This is a genomic window from Sorangium sp. So ce204 (genome assembly GCF_051526795.1).
GTDB classification, from domain to species: domain Bacteria; phylum Myxococcota_A; class Polyangia; order Polyangiales; family Polyangiaceae; genus Sorangium; species Sorangium cellulosum_B.
Map to the genome: position 1 here is coordinate 2,453,383 of NZ_CP150317.1, position 16,198 is coordinate 2,469,580.

Genomic DNA, 16,198 nt, shown 5'->3' on the forward strand with positions numbered 1-16,198 from the left:
CGTCACGCCACGGCTCGCCAGAAGCGGGTCATCGCGCGCGGTGCTTCGGGCGGCCCCTCGATCTCCACGTAGGGCCGGCCGGGCGCGGCGCGAGGGAACGAGAAGCTCCCGGTGTTCGCGTAGCCGTCGCCAAGCGCCTCGCGGTGCGTGTGGCCGAAGACGACCAGCTTCGCGCCGGTCGTCCTCGCGACGCGGCCGGCGCCCTCGGCCAGGCGCTCGGCGACCGTGCCGGCGTAGCGGTTGTGCCCGCTCGCCCAGCTCGCGCCCATCAGCAGCGCGCCGAGCCCGAGCGCCGCGGCGCCGGTCCCCCGCGCGCCGAGCCCGAGCGCCGCGATCCCGGCGCCCATCGACAGCGTCGCGATCACCCGATCGAAGTACAGCCGCGTGAACGTGCGCGCCGCGCTCTCCAGGGTCGGCGTGGCCCCGAGCCCGACGAGCGCGTCCGCCATCGCGCGCGGCACCCCGAGCTCGTGCGCGAAGCGATCCATGGCCGCGGCGCCCACCGTGGCCTCGCCCCCTGCGCGGTAGAGCGGGCCGCTCTTCAACATCGCGCCGAGCGCCGCGTGGAAGTAGCGGTAGATGACGTAGGGCGCGCGAGGGCCGTACCAGGTGAACGCCGACAGGAACAAGCTGAGCGGCGTCTGATCGTTCGCCTGCAGATAGCGGTGCGCGCCGGTCGGCGCGATGAACTCCTCGACGAAGTGAACGCCGAGGCTGCGCTCGCCGACCACGAGCGGGTGCGCCGGGGCGTTGTCCGGATCGTACAGGTGGCCGTGCTCCAGGTGGATCGCCCCCTCGCGGAAGAACCAGGGCGTCGTGCGGATCCGCGACCGGGGCTCGCCGGTCACCTCGAGCGCCTCCGCCAGCGCCACGGGGAAGTCGGGCGCCCCGACCTCGGCGTCATGATTGCCGCCCGCCAGCCAGAGCTCGCCGCCGCGGTCGAGGTGCTCGGCGAGCGCCGCACGCGCGGTCGGGTGCGCGAGCAGCGCCTCGCGCAGCGCGCGCGGCCGGGGCATCCAGGGTGACTCGGAGGAGAGATCGAACAGATCGCCCGCGACAACGATGCGCGCCCCCCGGTGGGCCTCCACGAACCGGGCGAGATCGGCGGTCACGTCGCGCGGCGTCTGGCGCACGAGATGGAGATCGGCGAGCACGACCGTGCGGCGCTGCGTCATAACCTTCCTTATCCATCACGTCCGTCCGGGCGCTGCAACTCACCGCCAGCCGCGCGATCTCGGCGGGTGGCCATGTGGAGGAGCGCTGCCCACCGAGCTCAGCGCTCGTCTGTCACATCCGTCACGGTCGCGCTGCGGCCCGGTGTCGCCGCCGGGATGCGATGGGGCCCCGTCACCGTTGCGGCGTGCCCCTGGCACGGGCTCGACGCCTGTGCCGCTGCGTCCCATGCAAGCAGGCATGGAAGGCTCGGCGCGGACGCGACCCTCGGCCCAGCGGGTGAACGGTGGGCTGCTCGCAGAGATCAACCGTGCCCTGAGGGGCAAGGACATCGAGGCCCTCTCCCGGATCTACGCGGAGGACGCTGTGATCGAGGAGGTGAGCAGCCGCGATCCGCCGGCCCACCCCAGCGTCACCAGCGGGAGGCAGGCGATCCTGGAGCGGCTCAAGAGCGATCTCTTCCGCGATCCGATCTCGGGCTGGGAGCGCCAGCTCGACTCGACGGAGATCCTGGACGGAATCGAGACCGACGAGGGGCTGGCGTACATGGAGGTGCGCGTCTATGAGGCCGGCGATCGGGTCATCGCGCAGCACCTGGCCCGCAAGAAGAACGGCCTCATCGGCCACGATCGCGTCGTCGTCGCCTGGGACGCGGACTGAGCCAGCGCCAGCGAGCGGCGGCGCCCCTACGCGCCGGCGAGGGCTGTGCTGCTCGCGCTGCGGCGGGCTGTGCTGCTCGCGCTGCGGCGGGCTGCGCCGCTCGCGCTGCGGCGGGCTGCGCCGCTCGCGCGTCGGCGGGGCTGCGCCGCTCGCGCGTCGGCGGGGCTGCGCCGCTCGCGCGTCGGTAGGGCTGCGCTGCTCGCGCGCGTCGGTAGGGCTGCGCTGCTCGCGCGTCGGTAGGGCTGCGCCGCTCGCGCGGTGGCGATGTAGAGTAGCGCCGTGACCACCGCCGTCCTCCTCAGCTGCCACGGCACCGTCGAGCGGCTCGATGATCTGCCCGCATTCGTCACCAACATCCGCCGCGGCCGGCCGGCCCCGCCGGAGGTGCTCGACGAGGTCCGCCGCCGTTTCCAGGCGATCGGCGGCTCGCCGCTCATGCGCATCACGCAGGCCCAGGCGGACGCGCTCGCCGCGAGGATCGGCCTCCCCGTCGCGATCGCCGGGCGCCTCTGGCACCCGTATCCGGCCGAGGTGCTCGGCGCGCTCCACCGCAGCGGCGTGAGGCGCGTCGTCTCGCTGCCGCTCGCGCCGCAGTCCGTCGACGTCTACCACGCCGTCGTCCGCGACGCGGCCGCCGAGCAGGGCGGCATGGAGGTCCGGTGCGTGCCCGCGTGGGGGCTCGAGCCGGCCCTGATCGACGCCTTCGTCGAGGTGATCGACGAGGCGCTCGCGCGCGTCCCCGAGGAGAGCCGGGCGAAGACGGCGGTGATCCTCTCGGCCCACAGCCTCCCGCAGCGGATCATCGCCGCCGGAGATCCGTACGAGCGCCAGTTCCGCGCGATGGCCGCCGAGGTGGAGCGCCGCATCGCCCCCCGCGGGAACCCGGTGCTCGTCGCCTTCCAGAGCCAGGGCATGACCGGCGACGCCTGGCTCGGCCCGGATCTGCGGTCGACGTTCGACGGCCTCGCCGCGCGCGGCGTGCGGGAGGCGCTGATCGCGCCGATCGGCTTCGTCGCGGATCACGTCGAGACCCTCTACGATCTCGACGTGGAGGCGCAGGTCTTCGCCCGTGAGGCGGGCCTCGCGCGGCTCTCCCGGGCACCGGCCGTGAACACGCGGCCGCGCTTCATCGACGCCCTGGAGGCGCTCGTCCGGCGCGAGCTCGCGCAGGCCGCGCCGTAGGCGGCGCCGCGCCGGCTCAGCGCTCGCTGACGCGGCGCTTGCGCGGGAGCCTCGACGCGGTCGCGCGGAGGAGCGCCGGGGCGTGCCTCGAGAGCGACACAGCGAGCTTCCCGTGGGCGGTGACGATCACCTCGGCGCGCCGCGCGGCGATGCCGTCCATGATCTGCCGCGCCGCCGTCTCTGCCGGCATGACGAGCCAGCGCGGCACGGGATCCTGAGCGCCCTCGTGCAGGTGGCCCGCGTTGTCGATCAGGCGGATCTCGCTCGCCACGTACCCCGGCGCGACGTGCGTGACCGCGACGCCCTCGGCGTGGAGCTCCGCGCGCAGCGTCTCGGCGAGGGCGCGCACCGCGAACTTGCTCATCGTGTAGGCGCCCACCGCGGGGACCGCGAGGTAGCCGAGGACGCTGCCGACGAGCGCGACGCCGCCGCGCGATCGCTTGAGCTCCGGCAGCGCGGCCTTCACGGTGCGCAGCGCGCCGAACACGTTGGTCTCGAACTGCCGGCGGAAATCGTCGAGCGCGAGCTCCTCGACGCGCCCCGCCACGCTGAACCCGGCGTTCGCGACGGCGATGTCGAGCCGCCCGAACGCCTCGCTCGCCTGCGCGACGGCGCGCTCCACGTCGCCGTCGCGCGTGACGTCGCACGGCGTCGCGAGCGCCTCGCCGCCGGACCGCCGGATCTCCGTCGCGAGCGCCTCGAGCCGCTCGGCCCGCCGCGCCGCGAGGACGACCCGGCCGCCGCGCCGGGCGACCTCCCTGGCGAGGGCCTCGCCGATCCCCGACGACGCGCCCGTGATGAGAACGACCCGCCCGGCGAGCTTGCTTGCCATGGACGCCCGCATACCACGATCGCGGGAGCGCGCGCCCTGGCGCGCCCTGGCGCGCTCGCTCATGCTCGGCCTTTCGCCGTTCGGTCGCGCCGGTGGCGTCGGTTACGATGGCCTCACCCGGCTCGACCGGGCGCCGCGTCTCAGCGTAGGTTTGCGTTCGTTTTCGTTTGCGTAGGTTTGCGTTCGTTTGCGTGCGGTCGTGCACGATTGACGAACGGTCGCGCACGGTTGCGCACGGGGTGACATGCGAAGCCACTCGATCTGCCGCTCTCTTGCCGCTCTCCTCGTCGCCGCCGCCTGCGCGGCCCCCGCGCCCGCCTCCGGCGAGCCGTCTCCCTCGCTCTCGCGCGCGGAGGCGCTCCTCGCGCAGGGCGACTACGCGGAGGCCGAGAAGGTCATCCTCGGCCTCCAGGGCGGGAAGGAGCGCGCCGCGGCGCTGCTCGCGAAGGCGCGGATCGAGCTGCTCACGGGCCGCTACGACGACGCGGCGAAGACGGCGAAGGCCGCCGCCGCGCTCGGCAAGGAGGCGCGGATCGCCGCCGCGCCGCTCCGGGCCCAGGCGCTCGCGCGCCGCGGGAAGATGGCCGAGGCGATCGCGGCGGTGCGCGAGGTGGAGCGGGAGGACGAGGCCCGCCGCGCGCGGCTCGTGCTCGGCGAGCTCCTGATCGAGTCGGGCAAGCGGGGCGAGGCGCGCGCGCCGCTGATGACGATCATCGACGACTACAACGACGACAAGATCACCGCGAGCGACGCGGAGGGGCTGTCGCTCGTCGGGCGCGCGGCCCACCTGCTCCGGAGCGCGCGCGACGCGAACGACGCGTTCAACGCGGCCGAGAAGGTCGGCGGCAAGCAGCGGATCGAGACGTTGCTCTGGCGGGCCGAGCTGTTCCTCGACAAATACGACCCCGGCCACGCCGGTCAGGTCGTGAAGGAGGCGCTCAAGCTCGCCCCGAAGGATCCGCTTTGCCGCGTCGCCATGGCGCGCGTCAAGCTCGAGAGCGCGATGGACTTCGGCGGCGCCGACAGCGAGGTCGCGCAGGCGCTCTCCGTGAATCCGAACCTCGCCGAGGCGTATTTCGTACGCGCCGGGCTCGCGCTCCGCGACATGGACATCGACGCCGCGGACGCCGCGGCCGACCGCGGGCTCAAGGTGAACCCGAACGACCTCGCGCTGCTCTCGATCAAGGCGGCGGGCCGCTTCCTCGCCGACGACGCGGCCGGCTTCGAGGCCATCAAGGCGAAGGTGCTCGGCCTGAACCCTGAGTTCTCGCGGTTCTTCCAGATCGTCGGTGAGTTCGCGGAGTGGGAGCATCGCTACGACGACATCGTCAAGATGATGGGGGAGGCGACGCAGGTCGATCCGAACGACGCGAAGGCGCACGCCACGCTCGGCCTGAACCTGATCCGCGCCGGCGACGAGAAGGGCGGCGTGCTCTCGCTCCAGAAGGCGTGGGACAAGGACCGCTTCAACGTGCGCGTCTTCAACACGCTGAACCTCTACGAGAAGGACATCGCGACGCAGTACGTGACCGTGGAGGGGCAGACGTTCCGCGTCCGCTACCACAAGCAGGAGCGCGCGATCCTCGAGCGGTACGTGCCGCGCATGCTCGAGGAGGCCTGGGGCTCGATGGTGAAGCGGTACGGCTTCACGCCGAAGGTCCCGGTCTCGATCGAGCTCTACGCGTCGACGGAGAACTTCAGCGTCAGGACGAGCGGCCTGCCCAACGTGGGCATCCAGGGCGTCTGCTTCGGCCAGACGCTGGCGGCGTTGAGCCCGGCGGCGGCGGAGTTCAACTGGGGGAACGTGCTGTGGCACGAGCTCGGGCACGTCTTCGCGATCCAGCTCTCGAAGAACCACGTCCCGCGCTGGTTCACCGAGGGGCTCAGCGAGTACGAGACGATCGTGCGGCGGCCCGAGTGGCACCGCGAGGAGGATCCGGCGCTGTTCGCCGCCCTGAAGGGCGGGAGGATCCCGGCGGTCGACGGGTTCAACCGGGCGTTCACGCACGTCGACAACATCGAGGACGTGACGATGGCTTACTTCGCGGCGAGCCAGATCGTGGTCTTCATGGCGGGCGAGTTCGGCTTCCCGAAGGTGGTCTCGATGCTGCCCCGGTGGGCGGCGGGCAAGCGGACGCAGGAGGTGGTGAAGGAGTCGCTCGGGATCAGCGCGGAGGAGCTCGACCGGCGCTTCCGCGCGTGGCTGAAGCCCCGCCTCGAGCGCTACGAGAAGCAGTACGTCCCGGATCTGCACGCGCCGCCGCTCGACGAGGCGCGCAAGGCGGCGGCGCGCGCTCCGAAGGACGCGAAGCGGCTCGTCGAGCTCGCGCTCGCGCTGTTCGAGGACGGGCAGCGCCAGGAGGGCGAGGCGGTGCTCGCCGAGGCGCTCCGGGTCGACCCGAAGCAGCCTGACGCGACCTACCTCAAGGTGCGGGCGGCCTTCGCCGAGAAGAAGCCTGACGAGGCGGCGAGGCTCTTGAGCAAGATGATCGCCGACGGGCACGACGGCTACGTCGTGCGAATGAAGCTCGCCGATCTTGCCGAGCTGAAGAAGGACGCGGCGAGGATGAAGGCGAACCTCGAGGCGGCGTCGCGCCTGGATCCCACGCAGGCCGAGCCGCTCCAGGGGCTCTACGATCTCGCGCGCCGGCAGAAGGACGCGGCGGGCGAGCTCTCGGCGCTGCGCCGGCTCGCGCTCCTCGATCAGCACGATCGTCGTGTCTGGCGGCGGCTGCTCCGGCTGCTCGTGGAGCGCGGCGCGTGGGAGGAGGCGCGCAAGGTCGGCGAGGGCGCGATCTTCGTCGACGTGGCGAACCCGGAGATCCACCGGCTCTATGCGCGGGCGCTGGCGCGCACGGGGCGGCACGTGTCGGCGATCTACGAGCTGAACAGCGCGCTCCTGTCCGGGCCGAAGCCGGGGGACGCGGCGGAGATCTACGGGGAGCTTGCCAAGGCGTACGCGAAGATGAAGCGGGACGACTACGCGAAGCAGGCGCTCGAGTACCAGAAGACGATGAAGAGCGCGTCGCCGCCTGCGCCGCGGGCGATGCCGGATTATTGAGGCTCGGGGCTCCGGGCTCGGCGCTCTCGGTTCGGGGCGAGAGAGGGCGGAGATCCCGGCTGCACGCGCCGGAGGGGGTCTCCGCGCGGCAGGGTGCGGGTGGGCGCTCGGCCATCCGCCGAGGCGGGAGCGCGGAGCTTACGCTGAGAACACCGCCCGGCATGTCTCCCTTCGGGCCTTGCCTCCTGGAACGTTTCGTCGCGCGCCACACAAGGCGCGCCTGAGACGTGGAGCCCGCTGGGACCTTATGGCACCTCGGTCGGTGCTCGCCGCGCCCACCCGCACCCTGCCGCGCGGAGACCCCCTCCGGCGCTTGCGTGGGGCGAGGTCAAATCGCCGCGCTCTGGGTGAAGATGCGTGCGCCGCGCGCCATCAGGCGCCGGTGACGACGGGCGAGCGTGTCAGCGCTGCCGTCGAAGCCTTTGTCTCCGGCGGCGCACCTGACGTGCGCGGCGGTGCTTGCCTTGCTGTATCATCGCTATCGCTATCAGCTCGAGAGCCTTGTCGAGCGCCGAACGGACCAGGAGATCGTGCGGGGTTGCCGCTACACAGCGCTCCCCTAGCGAGATCGCGCACTTCAGGAACCCGGCGGCTTCACGCGCCCGTCGTATCGCCGACGAGCGAGAACCCTCTCTGCCATCGCCCGCCGTCAGAGTATCGCCCTGGGGGGCGAGCCACTTCAGCCCCATTTGCACGTACAGGCCCACGAGCAGCCGCGGGACCGGGGCTTCGGAAGGGGGCAGCGGAAGACCTCTCACATGCTTCCACGCGTTCGACAACGTGGCGGCTGCGCCGTTGAAATCCCCTTGCTGTAAGAGGACGTTGGTCTGCTGGCCGTACCCGAGCGCAACGCGCCAACTGAGAGACGCGTCATCCGCGCGCTCTTTGAGGAGACGGAGCGCGCTGGCGGTGCTTTGCTCTGCCCATTCCAGCGCTGCGGCGGAATCTCCCTGCGCAGAGGCAATGGTCGAGAGCTGCATCAGCAGCGTCCAGAGCACACCTGCCCACCGCACGGCTTCGTCTTCACCGGCGAGCTGTTGCGCGATCTGCACGGCGGCGCTGCAGGCTTCTCGTGCCCTGGCGAGGTCGCCTCGCGCCATGAACGCCGTGCTCAGCTCGTCATGGTACTTTAGGAGCTCGGCCCGCCAGCGCGCTTCGGTCGGTTGCTCGGTTGCTCTTCGCTCCACGATCCCGAGGCTGTCGTGCAGCATCTGCTCTGCTGCGATATGATCTCCTCTGGCCAAGACGAGGGCGGCGATCCGCCGGCGCACGACGCTCACCCTGAGCTGTGTCTCCTGATCTGCTGGATCGACCCTGGCCAGGGCCTCGAGTGCATCAAGTTGTTCGCGGAATGAAGCTTCGGCAGAGTGAGGGTCGCCTCGTGCCACCAGCACCTCTGCCCGAGCTCCGAGCGTTCCCCCCAGCATGCGCAGCTCGACTGCGGTTGCTGAGGCGCCTTCCCGTCGGAGAGCGCGCAGCACGTCGTCCAGGCAATGAAGCGAACGCTCCAGCCTTCCTTGCTCCCATGCGATAAGGCCATGCAGCGCGTTCAGGGCAACTTCATGGGTGACTTGTGAAGCGCTGCCGACCTGCTCGCTGGCAAGGATGTGCGCGCAGCGCTCTGCCTCCTCGATGCGCCCTGCCATCAGCAGGCCCCATGCGGCAGTCTCCAGGGCTTTTCGACGCGCGTGCTTCACGTTCGGGCTCGTGGCTGCCTCCAGGCGCGCAGCCCGCTCGAGCTCGCGATCTGGATCGGCCATCTCCGCAAAACGGACCATGAACGTCCTTGCCGGCGCCCGCCATTCGGGCACGCTCGGCGCGCTCACCTCCGCGGATGAGCCTGGCTCCGCGATGAAGGCGCGGATCGAAAACAGATCCGGTGCGAGGTCTCGCAACAGCCGCTTGAGCGACTCGCGCCCCTCGATGATGACGCCCCCGTCGAGCCGCTTGCGGTACGCCTCGCGCCGCTCGTTCATCGCCAGGAAGAGCTGCGACGCTGCGTCGTCCCACTCCTCGATGAGCCCCCTAGATCCGTCGGTTCGGATCCAGTGGATCCCCGGCTCAGTCTCTCCGACGAGTTCGACGGCCATCCTGGCAAGTCCTCGTGGCGGCGGCGCATGTACGAAGAACGGCTTGCCCTGCTCGCGGCACCAGCGCGCCGTCTGCTCGCGCAGCCGCGCGCGCGGGCGCGCGTCGTCGCCGACCACGAGGGCGAACCAAAAGCCGATCTGGTTCTCGAGGTGGAAGCTGATCCGGCTCCAGGCCTCCGCCTCGTCTGCGGTCATGCGCCGAGTACGACGTCGCGCACGAGGGGGTGCACGTCGTACCAGAAGTCGTCGTTCAGGTAACAAAGGAGGATCCCCGAGTCGAGGAAGCGGAGCACGTGCTCGCGCTCGTCCCCGCGGATCTCCTTCAAGCTCTTGTCGGCCGCGATGCGGCCGAGCACCTCGATCTCGTCCTTGTAGAGCGGCAAGTACGCCCGCTGCGCGATGGCGACGATCTTCTCCGCGGCGCTCTCCTGTACCCCGAGCCCTGCCAGATGGACGGCCTCGAGGAGCATGTTGAGCAGATCGCGCAGGTGCCCTCCCGACGCGAAGATGAGGCGCTCGAGCGCTTGCTCGTCCGGGAGGATCCTCCGCCAATCTCCCCGTCGTTCGACGAGCTGGATGATCCGGTCCACCACGGCCGTGCGCTCGCCGTTCCGGCGCTTCACCTGGTAGGCGGGCCACGCCTGGACCGCACCGTTCATGAACTGGGCGGCGAGGTTGTTGGCTTCCAGGAAGAGGAACGCGGGGACGCTCAGCACCATGTGCGTGTCCGGCAGGCTGATGCGGCTGGCGTGCGTCAAGAAGAGCTCCTCCACGCTGCGGCGGACCTGCTCGCTCGTCTCGCCCGTGCCCCGGATGTGCTCGAGCGAGTCCAGGATCACGACGAGGCGGACCTCGCGTCCGGCGCGCGCGCGGAGCGCGTCCAGGATCTCGTCATGGTAAGCGCGGATCTGCGCCGTGAGCTCCGCGAGCCGCCCCGAGAGCTGATCGCGGACCTGCCCGCGGAACCCCGGGTCGCCCCGCAAGGCGAGCTTGACGTTGGCGACCCCGGCGTTCGCTGTGACCTCGCTCGGCATCTTCGGCAAAAGGCCGCGCAGGCGCTCCACGAAGCTCTTCTCGAGGCCCTTCTCCTTGCCGAGGAGCCGCTCGCTGGTGAGCTGCTCGCTGATGGCGCCGGCGAGGATGAGAAGGAACTCCCGGATGTCGACCGGCGAGTGCATGTCGATGAAGTCGTCGAGGTCGACACGGATGACGTGGAAGTCGTGCTCCCAGAGCATCTTCTCCAGCCGGGAGAGCTCCGTCGTCTTGCCCGTCCCCCGGAAGCCCGCGACCAGCTGGACGCTCTCGACCTCGCTGAAGTCGATCGTGTCGAACAGCCGCTTCACCGGATCGTGCCGCTCGTCATGGAGCGGCTCGTACAGCTTGCGGTCCTCCTCATCCATGAGGTTGAGCGGCCTGTCGCGCAACGCCCGGAAGAGCGTGCGCTGGATGCTGCGATCGATCGCTTGCATGGGCGGACCCGCGGACCCTAGCACCGCGCGCTCAGGGGGCGCAGCACCCACCGTCGTCCCATGGGTCGGGCGAATCCTGCGCTCGGCCGACGCGCCGTCATCCGAGCGGCGGTCGCCTCTGGCTCCGCGACGGGATCCGCGTCACGTCACTCCGCGTCCGCCAGCCGCGCGGGCGAAGCTGCGCTCCTCCCCTCCTCATTCCGTCCGCCGTACGAGCCTCGCCCGCCGGCGAACCGGAAACGGTTAGGAAGGAGGCAGCTCGGAGCCCTCGGCGAACCGGAAACGGTTAGGAGGAGGCAGCTGGGAGCCCTCGGCGAACCGGAAACGGTTCGGAGGAAGCAGCCGGGGAGCCACCGGCGGACCGGAAGCGGTTCGGAGGAAGCCGCCGGGGAGCCACCGGCGGACCGGAAGCGGTTCGGAGGAAGCCGCCGGGGAGCCACCGGCGGACCGGAAGCGGTTCGGAGGAAGCAGCTGGGGGCCGCTGTTGGACCGGAGACGGTTCGGAGGAAGCAGCTGGGGGCCGCTGTTGGACCGGAGACGGTTCGGAGGAAGCCGCCGGGAGCCACCGTTGGACCGGACATGGTCGCCAGTGCCTCCTCGATCGCACAGCCGTGACCCTAGCGGCCCCGGCCAAGCGTCTCACCGCCATCTCGCCCTACGTCCACTCCGGTAGCGCCGAGGGGAGGGTCTGCGCGGCGGCCGCGGGTGGGCGCGGCGAGCACCGACCGAGGTGCCATAAGGTCCCAGCGGGCTCCACGTCTCAGGCGCGCCTTGTGTGGCGCGCGACGAAACGTCCCAGGTGGCATGGCCCGAAGGGAGACATGCCGGGCGGTGTTCTCAGCGCAAGCTCCGCGCTCCCGTCTCGGCGGATGGCCGAGCGCCCACCCGCGGCCGCCGCGCAGACCCTCCCCTCGGCGCGGCCCCCGGAAGGGCCGCCTCCTCCCTCGCCTACTCGTCCTCCGCCTCGCCCTTGTCCCCCCGTAGCCCGAGCGCCTTGAACTTCTTGTACAGGTGGCTCCGCTCGAGCCCGAGCCCCCGCGCCGTCGCCGCCATCTGCCCTCCGTGATGGCCGAGCGCCTCCTCCAGGATCGCCCGCTCCGCCTCCTCCGCGAGCACCCGGAACGGCACCCCCGGCCGGAAGAGCCCGCCCTTCATCGCGGCCTGCTGCCCTCCGAGGCAGACCTTCACGTCGCCCTCGTCGATCGTCTCGTCGGGCGTCAGGATCACCAGCCGCTCGATGATGTTGCGCAGCTCCCGCACGTTCCCCGGAAAGCTGTAGGCGACCAGCATGCCCATCCCGCCGTCCGTGAACGCCATCCCGGGCCGATCGTTCGCCTGCGTCGCGAGCGCGAGGAAATGCCGCGCGAGCAGCGGCACGTCCTCGCGCCGCGCGCGCAGCGGCGGCAGCGACAGCGGCAGCACGTTCAGCCGATCGTGGAGATCCGGCCGGAACTGCCCCTCCCGGCACGCCGCCTCGATGTCGCGGTTCGTCGCCGCCACCACGCGCACGTCGACCTTGATCGTCTCGTGCCCGCCCACGCGCTCGATCTCCCGCTCCTGGAGCACCCTGAGCAGCTTCGCCTGCATCGCGAGCGGCATGTCCCCGACCTCGTCGAGGAACAGCGTCCCGCCGCTCGCGCGCTCGAACTTGCCTCGCCGCTGCTTCGTCGCGCCCGTGAACGCGCCGGCCTCGTGCCCGAACATCTCGCTCTCGATGAGCTCGCTCGGGACCGCGGCGCAGTTCATCTTCTCGAGCGGCCCGCGCGCCCGCTTCGACGCGCCGTGGATCGCGCGCGCGACGAGCTCCTTGCCGGTGCCGCGCTCGCCCGTCACGAAGACCGTCGCGGTCGCCTTCGCCGCGCGCGCGATCTGCTCGCGCAGGTCGAGCATCGCCCGGCTCTCTCCGATGAGCTCGCCGACCTGGCCGGTCTGCGTCCGCAGCGCCTTCGCCTCGGCCTCGGCGCGGACGAGGCGCAGGGTGTTCTCGAGCACGAGCAGCAGCCGATCGGTCGAGAGCGGCTTCTCCAGGAAATCGATCGCCCCGAGCCGCGTCGCGCGGACGGCGGCGTCGACCGTCGCGTGGCCGCTCATCATCACGACGGGCAGCTCCGAGCCGGCAACGCGTATCCGCTGGAGCAGCTCCACGCCGTCACCGTCGGGCAGCGAGACGTCGAAGAGCGCGATGTCGTAGCTCCGCTTCGCGAGCTTCTCCTCTGCAACCCCGACGCCGCCGGCGACGTCGACCGTGTAGCCCTCGAGCGACAGCGCCTTCTGAAGGGTCGTCAAGATCGCCCGCTCGTCATCGAGCACCAGCACATGTCCGCGCGGCATGTCTGCCACCGTAGCGCGGAACCGCCGCGGCCGATGCCCGCGCTCCGGCGGAGCGCGGCAGCGGGACCCATGGCGCCTGCCCAGCTTCCGCGCCGCCGCGCCGCGCCGCCGCACGTGGAGAAAGGAGGATCCGGCTTGCGCGCGCTATGGTAGCTTGGCCCAGGATGTCTCCCGACGGTCTCGCGACGGCGGAAGGAGATCTGGAGCGGACGCCGTTCGCTCATCTTTTCGTCTATGCCGTCGAGCATCGGCTGACCGGCGCGCTCATCCTGGTGGAGCCCACGGGCGCCGAGCACACGCTGCGGATCGTCCGGGGGAACCCCGTGAAGATCCGTCCGAGCGACGGGTACGCCCGGCTCGGGGAGATCCTGCTCGAAGAGGGGGTGATCACCGCCGAGATCCTGGCGGAGGCGCTCGCGACAAGGGGCCTCCTGGGGGACGTGCTGCTGCTGTCGGGGTGCGTCGACGCCGTGACCATCGACTGGCTCGCCCAGGTCCAGTTCGTGCGGCGGATGGTGCGCCTGTTCGATCTGCCCCCGGAGACGAAGTACCGCTACTTCGACGGCCTCGACGCGCTGGCCGAGTGGGGGGGAGATCCCGCGAAGGTCGATCCCCTCGCGCTCCTCTGGGCGGGGCTGCGCGATCACGGCGAGCGCTCGACGCGCCTCCAGCGGACCCTGGAGCGGATCGGGGCCGTGCCCCTCCGCCTGCACCCCGCCCTCGAGCCCGGCCGCTTCGGCTTTCGCGAGGGCGAGCTCGCGGTGATCGAGGCGCTGGAGAGCTCCACGACCACGCTCGCGGCGCTCCTCCGATCCGGGGTCGCGCCGGAGCCGACCGTGCGCAAGCTCATCTACGCCCTGGCGATCACCCGCTACCTCGATTTCGGGACAGGCGTGCCCGTGGGCGCGGAGCTCTCGTCGAGCGTGCCGCCCGCCAGCGCGGCGAGCCTGTCGCTCGGGCGCGTGCAGCTGCGCGCGACCGTCCACCGCGTGGGCGCGGCCGCGCCGGATCCGGCCGGCGACGGGGAGCGCGCGCCGGTGCTCGCTCGCGGTCGCCGCCGAGATCGCCCATCCTCGGAGCCGTCGCCCATCTCGACCGTCGCCGGCGCGTCACCGCTCAGCGGAGGCTCGCTCTCCGCGGCGGTGGCCGCCGAGCTCGCCAGCGCCGCCGGCCTCGACGTCGGCCGCGCTGCGAGCGAGCCGTCCGGGACCGACAGAGACCGCGAGCCGTGGGGCTCGCTCGCTCCGGCCGACGAGGGCGCTGGCGGTCCGCCGCGTCCCGAGGATCCCTGAGGGGAGCCACCCGCTATATAGGCCGCCGCGATGCCTGCGCCCGCGCGACGCCCGCTCCCCGCTCAGGTCCACCTCCCCTCCGGCGGCGTGGCGCGCCTGTCGGACGCCGCCGCGCGCGCTCGCGCTTCGTCCGTCTTCGGCGCTCCCGCGGGCCGCGGCGGCGGCGAGCGCGCATCCATCGGCAGGTGCGCGCTCGACATGCAGGTCCTCGCGGGCCCGTCGGTCCTGGCCGACGCGCGCGGCGCGCCGCTGGATCCTCTCGGCCTCCCGCTCACCGACGCCCATGTCCTGCGCGCGCTCCTCGCGTCTGCCGGCATCGTGCCCGAGGAGCCAGGCGCCTACACCTGCGAGAACTGCAGCGCCCCGTTCGAGGTCGCGCCGTCGGGGCTGCTGGAGATCGGGCCGTTCACCGATGGCGAGCTCGACGATCCCGAGCTCGATCGCCCGTTCGACTTCGGCGTGTCGCACCCGATCCCGGCGCTGCGCGTGGGTCGCGCCGTCTGCCGCGCCGTGCGGCTCGTGGAGCGCACCGTCGAGGAGGCGATGCCGCTCCTCCGCATGCCCGACGACGGCGTCCTCCGCGTCACGCCGTCGCTGGTGGTGGCCATGGGGATCGCGGCGCTCGGCCGCGAGCGCCGCGCGCCGGTGATCGCCGACGCGCTCGCCAGCGCCCCCGACGAGGCGTGGGCGGCGATCGTCGACCTCTACCACGAGGCGCGCTACCCCGCGCGGCTCCTCGCCGTCTACCGCTGCCAGGGCTGCGGCGCCCGCAACGATCTCGACGTGCCGCTCGATCGGGAGCTCGCGCGCGCCCCGCTGCGCGCTGCTGGAGTGGACGGAGCGGACGCGGACGAGCTCGGGCAGCCCCGCGCGACGAGGGCAGGGACGAGGGCTCGGGCCAGCGCCTCGAGCGCCTTTCCGGATCTCGACGGCTTCGAGGCGCGCGTCCGCGCCGCGGCCGGGCGCATCTACGAGGCCCGCGGCGTGCGGAACATCGATCTCTTCATCGACGCAGGCGTGCCGGCCTGCGACGACGGAGGCGAGCCGCTGCTCGGCTGCTACACGCCCGGGACACCCGCGGATGCGCTCGGGATCGCCCATCCTCCGGAGATCAGGATCTTCTATCGGACGTTCCGGTCGGAGGCCCGCGAGGATCCCGGCTTCGACATCGACGCGGAGATCGAGGAGACGATCGACCACGAGGTGACACATCACCTGCACCATCTGGCGGGCAGCGATCCGCTCGACGACGAGGAGCACGAGCAGATCACGCGCGAGGAGCTGCGCCGGGTGGGCCACGCCGAGGCCGTGCGGCGCGCCCGGCGCGGCGCCCTGTCGGACCTCGTCGGCTTCGTGCGCGCGACGTGGCCGGCCTGGCTGATCGCGGCCGTCGGGACGGCCCTCGCGTGGTGCGCGGGCGGGCGCTGACGTCCAGCGCCGCGCGGGGCGAGCGCGACCGTGCGCCCGCCGCTTTCTTCGAAGCGGGAGGATGAGCTGTCTATACTGCCGGGACAGCAAGAAGATGCGCCGGGGAATACCGGCTCCTCGAGCGCGCTGTGCTCTTGCCGAGGATCGTGAAGACGAAGAGCTCGCCGGCCCGCACGGCCGGGTCCACCAAAGCGCCACGTCCAGCCAAGCGGGGCGGCGGTGCGCAGAACCGCCGGGGAAGTCCGGATGCGGTCGAGAAGCGCCGGGCCGCGCGCCGGTTCAACGAGCTGCTCCTGGGCGGCGGCGGCCGCGCCGGAGACGGCCGCACCGAGCGCCGGCGCCGGCGCCTGCTCGCCGAGCTGGCCGACGGCGTCGCGCGGCGAGGCAAGCGTGCGCTCAAGCCGATCGACGTGCTGTCGCGCGTCGAGGAGCTCCTGGCGCTGGGCGAGCCGCTCGCCTCGATCCGCAAGGCGTACCCGCCCCCGCCCCCGGTCGAGGTGACCGCCGAGCTCGTGGAGGGCCTGAGGCACCTCCACCGCGCCTACGGTTTCTCCGCGGACGTGTATCGGTTCGTCGGGCTCGACGCGCACGCGCTGCGGAAGGCCGGGGTGCTGCGGGGCGGCGAGCGCGGGGACGAGCGCGGCGCGTCCGCCGAGGCAGCGCGCCGCGGGGCAGCTTGA

The 16,198-nt window shown here is 72.0% G+C and carries 11 protein-coding genes; 6 read left to right on the forward strand and 5 right to left on the reverse strand.

Annotation, left to right across the window (positions count from 1 at the left end; translation table 11 throughout):
• Positions 1-2 precede the first annotated feature (2 nt).
• Complete coding sequence (locus WMF22_RS09260; RefSeq protein WP_437298733.1) at positions 3-1,175, reverse strand: hypothetical protein; 1,173 nt, start codon at positions 1,173-1,175, stop codon at positions 3-5.
• 238 nt (positions 1,176-1,413) lie between these two features.
• Between WMF22_RS09260 and WMF22_RS09265 the strand changes: the two genes are divergently transcribed.
• Positions 1,414-1,833 carry a hypothetical protein gene (locus WMF22_RS09265; RefSeq protein WP_438035506.1) on the forward strand — a complete coding sequence of 140 codons (420 nt, stop codon included), beginning with the start codon at positions 1,414-1,416 and terminating at the stop codon, positions 1,831-1,833.
• 279 nt (positions 1,834-2,112) lie between these two features.
• Entirely contained in the window at positions 2,113-3,015 is a 903-nt protein-coding gene (hemH, locus tag WMF22_RS09270; RefSeq protein WP_437298735.1) for a ferrochelatase, read from the forward strand.
• Between the two features lie 16 nt (positions 3,016-3,031).
• On the opposite strand, the gene WMF22_RS09275 is transcribed toward hemH, so the two are convergent.
• Positions 3,032-3,847, reverse strand: coding sequence for an SDR family oxidoreductase (locus WMF22_RS09275; RefSeq protein ID WP_437298736.1), 816 nt, complete (start codon positions 3,845-3,847; stop codon positions 3,032-3,034).
• Between the two features lie 244 nt (positions 3,848-4,091).
• On the opposite strand from WMF22_RS09275, the gene WMF22_RS09280 reads away from it, so the two are divergent.
• Positions 4,092-6,908 carry a tetratricopeptide repeat protein gene (locus WMF22_RS09280; RefSeq protein WP_438035507.1) on the forward strand — a complete coding sequence of 939 codons (2,817 nt, stop codon included), beginning with the start codon at positions 4,092-4,094 and terminating at the stop codon, positions 6,906-6,908.
• A 401-nt stretch (positions 6,909-7,309) separates the two neighbouring features.
• On the opposite strand, the gene WMF22_RS09285 is transcribed toward WMF22_RS09280, so the two are convergent.
• From WMF22_RS09285 to WMF22_RS09295, 3 genes are all read right to left on the reverse strand, one after another.
• Positions 7,310-9,193, reverse strand: coding sequence for a hypothetical protein (locus WMF22_RS09285; protein ID WP_438035508.1), 1,884 nt, complete (start codon positions 9,191-9,193; stop codon positions 7,310-7,312).
• The gene (locus WMF22_RS09290; RefSeq protein ID WP_438035509.1) at positions 9,190-10,467 is read right to left on the reverse strand and encodes a hypothetical protein; all 1,278 of its coding nucleotides are present in this window, start codon (positions 10,465-10,467) and stop codon (positions 9,190-9,192) included. The genes WMF22_RS09285 and WMF22_RS09290 overlap by 4 nt, the downstream gene beginning before the upstream one ends.
• A gap of 948 nt (positions 10,468-11,415) precedes the next feature.
• A complete protein-coding gene (locus WMF22_RS09295) occupies positions 11,416-12,798 on the reverse strand; it encodes a sigma-54-dependent transcriptional regulator (protein ID WP_437298744.1) in 1,383 nt (460 codons plus the stop codon).
• 164 nt (positions 12,799-12,962) lie between these two features.
• On the opposite strand from WMF22_RS09295, the gene WMF22_RS09300 reads away from it, so the two are divergent.
• From WMF22_RS09300 to WMF22_RS09310, 3 genes are all read left to right on the forward strand, one after another.
• Complete coding sequence (locus WMF22_RS09300; protein ID WP_437298745.1) at positions 12,963-14,090, forward strand: hypothetical protein; 1,128 nt, start codon at positions 12,963-12,965, stop codon at positions 14,088-14,090.
• Positions 14,091-14,120: 30 nt separating this feature from the next.
• On the forward strand, positions 14,121-15,518 hold the full coding sequence (locus WMF22_RS09305; protein ID WP_437298746.1) for a metallopeptidase family protein: 1,398 nt from the start codon (positions 14,121-14,123) through the stop codon (positions 15,516-15,518).
• A 146-nt stretch (positions 15,519-15,664) separates the two neighbouring features.
• Positions 15,665-16,198, forward strand: a complete 534-nt coding sequence (locus WMF22_RS09310; protein WP_438035510.1) for a hypothetical protein — start codon at positions 15,665-15,667, stop codon at positions 16,196-16,198.

Bases quoted from the DNA above. Each gene is read 5' to 3' on its own strand.
- WMF22_RS09260 (WP_437298733.1), bottom strand. From the start codon at position 1,175: ATGACGCAGCGCCGCACGGTCGTGCTCGCCGATCTCCATCTCGTGCGC.
- WMF22_RS09265 (WP_438035506.1), top strand. From the start codon at position 1,414: ATGGAAGGCTCGGCGCGGACGCGACCCTCGGCCCAGCGGGTGAACGGT.
- WMF22_RS09275 (WP_437298736.1), bottom strand. From the start codon at position 3,847: ATGGCAAGCAAGCTCGCCGGGCGGGTCGTTCTCATCACGGGCGCGTCG.
- WMF22_RS09280 (WP_438035507.1), top strand. From the start codon at position 4,092: ATGCGAAGCCACTCGATCTGCCGCTCTCTTGCCGCTCTCCTCGTCGCC.
- WMF22_RS09285 (WP_438035508.1), bottom strand. From the start codon at position 9,193: ATGACCGCAGACGAGGCGGAGGCCTGGAGCCGGATCAGCTTCCACCTC.
- WMF22_RS09290 (WP_438035509.1), bottom strand. From the start codon at position 10,467: ATGCAAGCGATCGATCGCAGCATCCAGCGCACGCTCTTCCGGGCGTTG.
- WMF22_RS09295 (WP_437298744.1), bottom strand. From the start codon at position 12,798: ATGCCGCGCGGACATGTGCTGGTGCTCGATGACGAGCGGGCGATCTTG.
- WMF22_RS09300 (WP_437298745.1), top strand. From the start codon at position 12,963: ATGTCTCCCGACGGTCTCGCGACGGCGGAAGGAGATCTGGAGCGGACG.
- WMF22_RS09305 (WP_437298746.1), top strand. From the start codon at position 14,121: ATGCCTGCGCCCGCGCGACGCCCGCTCCCCGCTCAGGTCCACCTCCCC.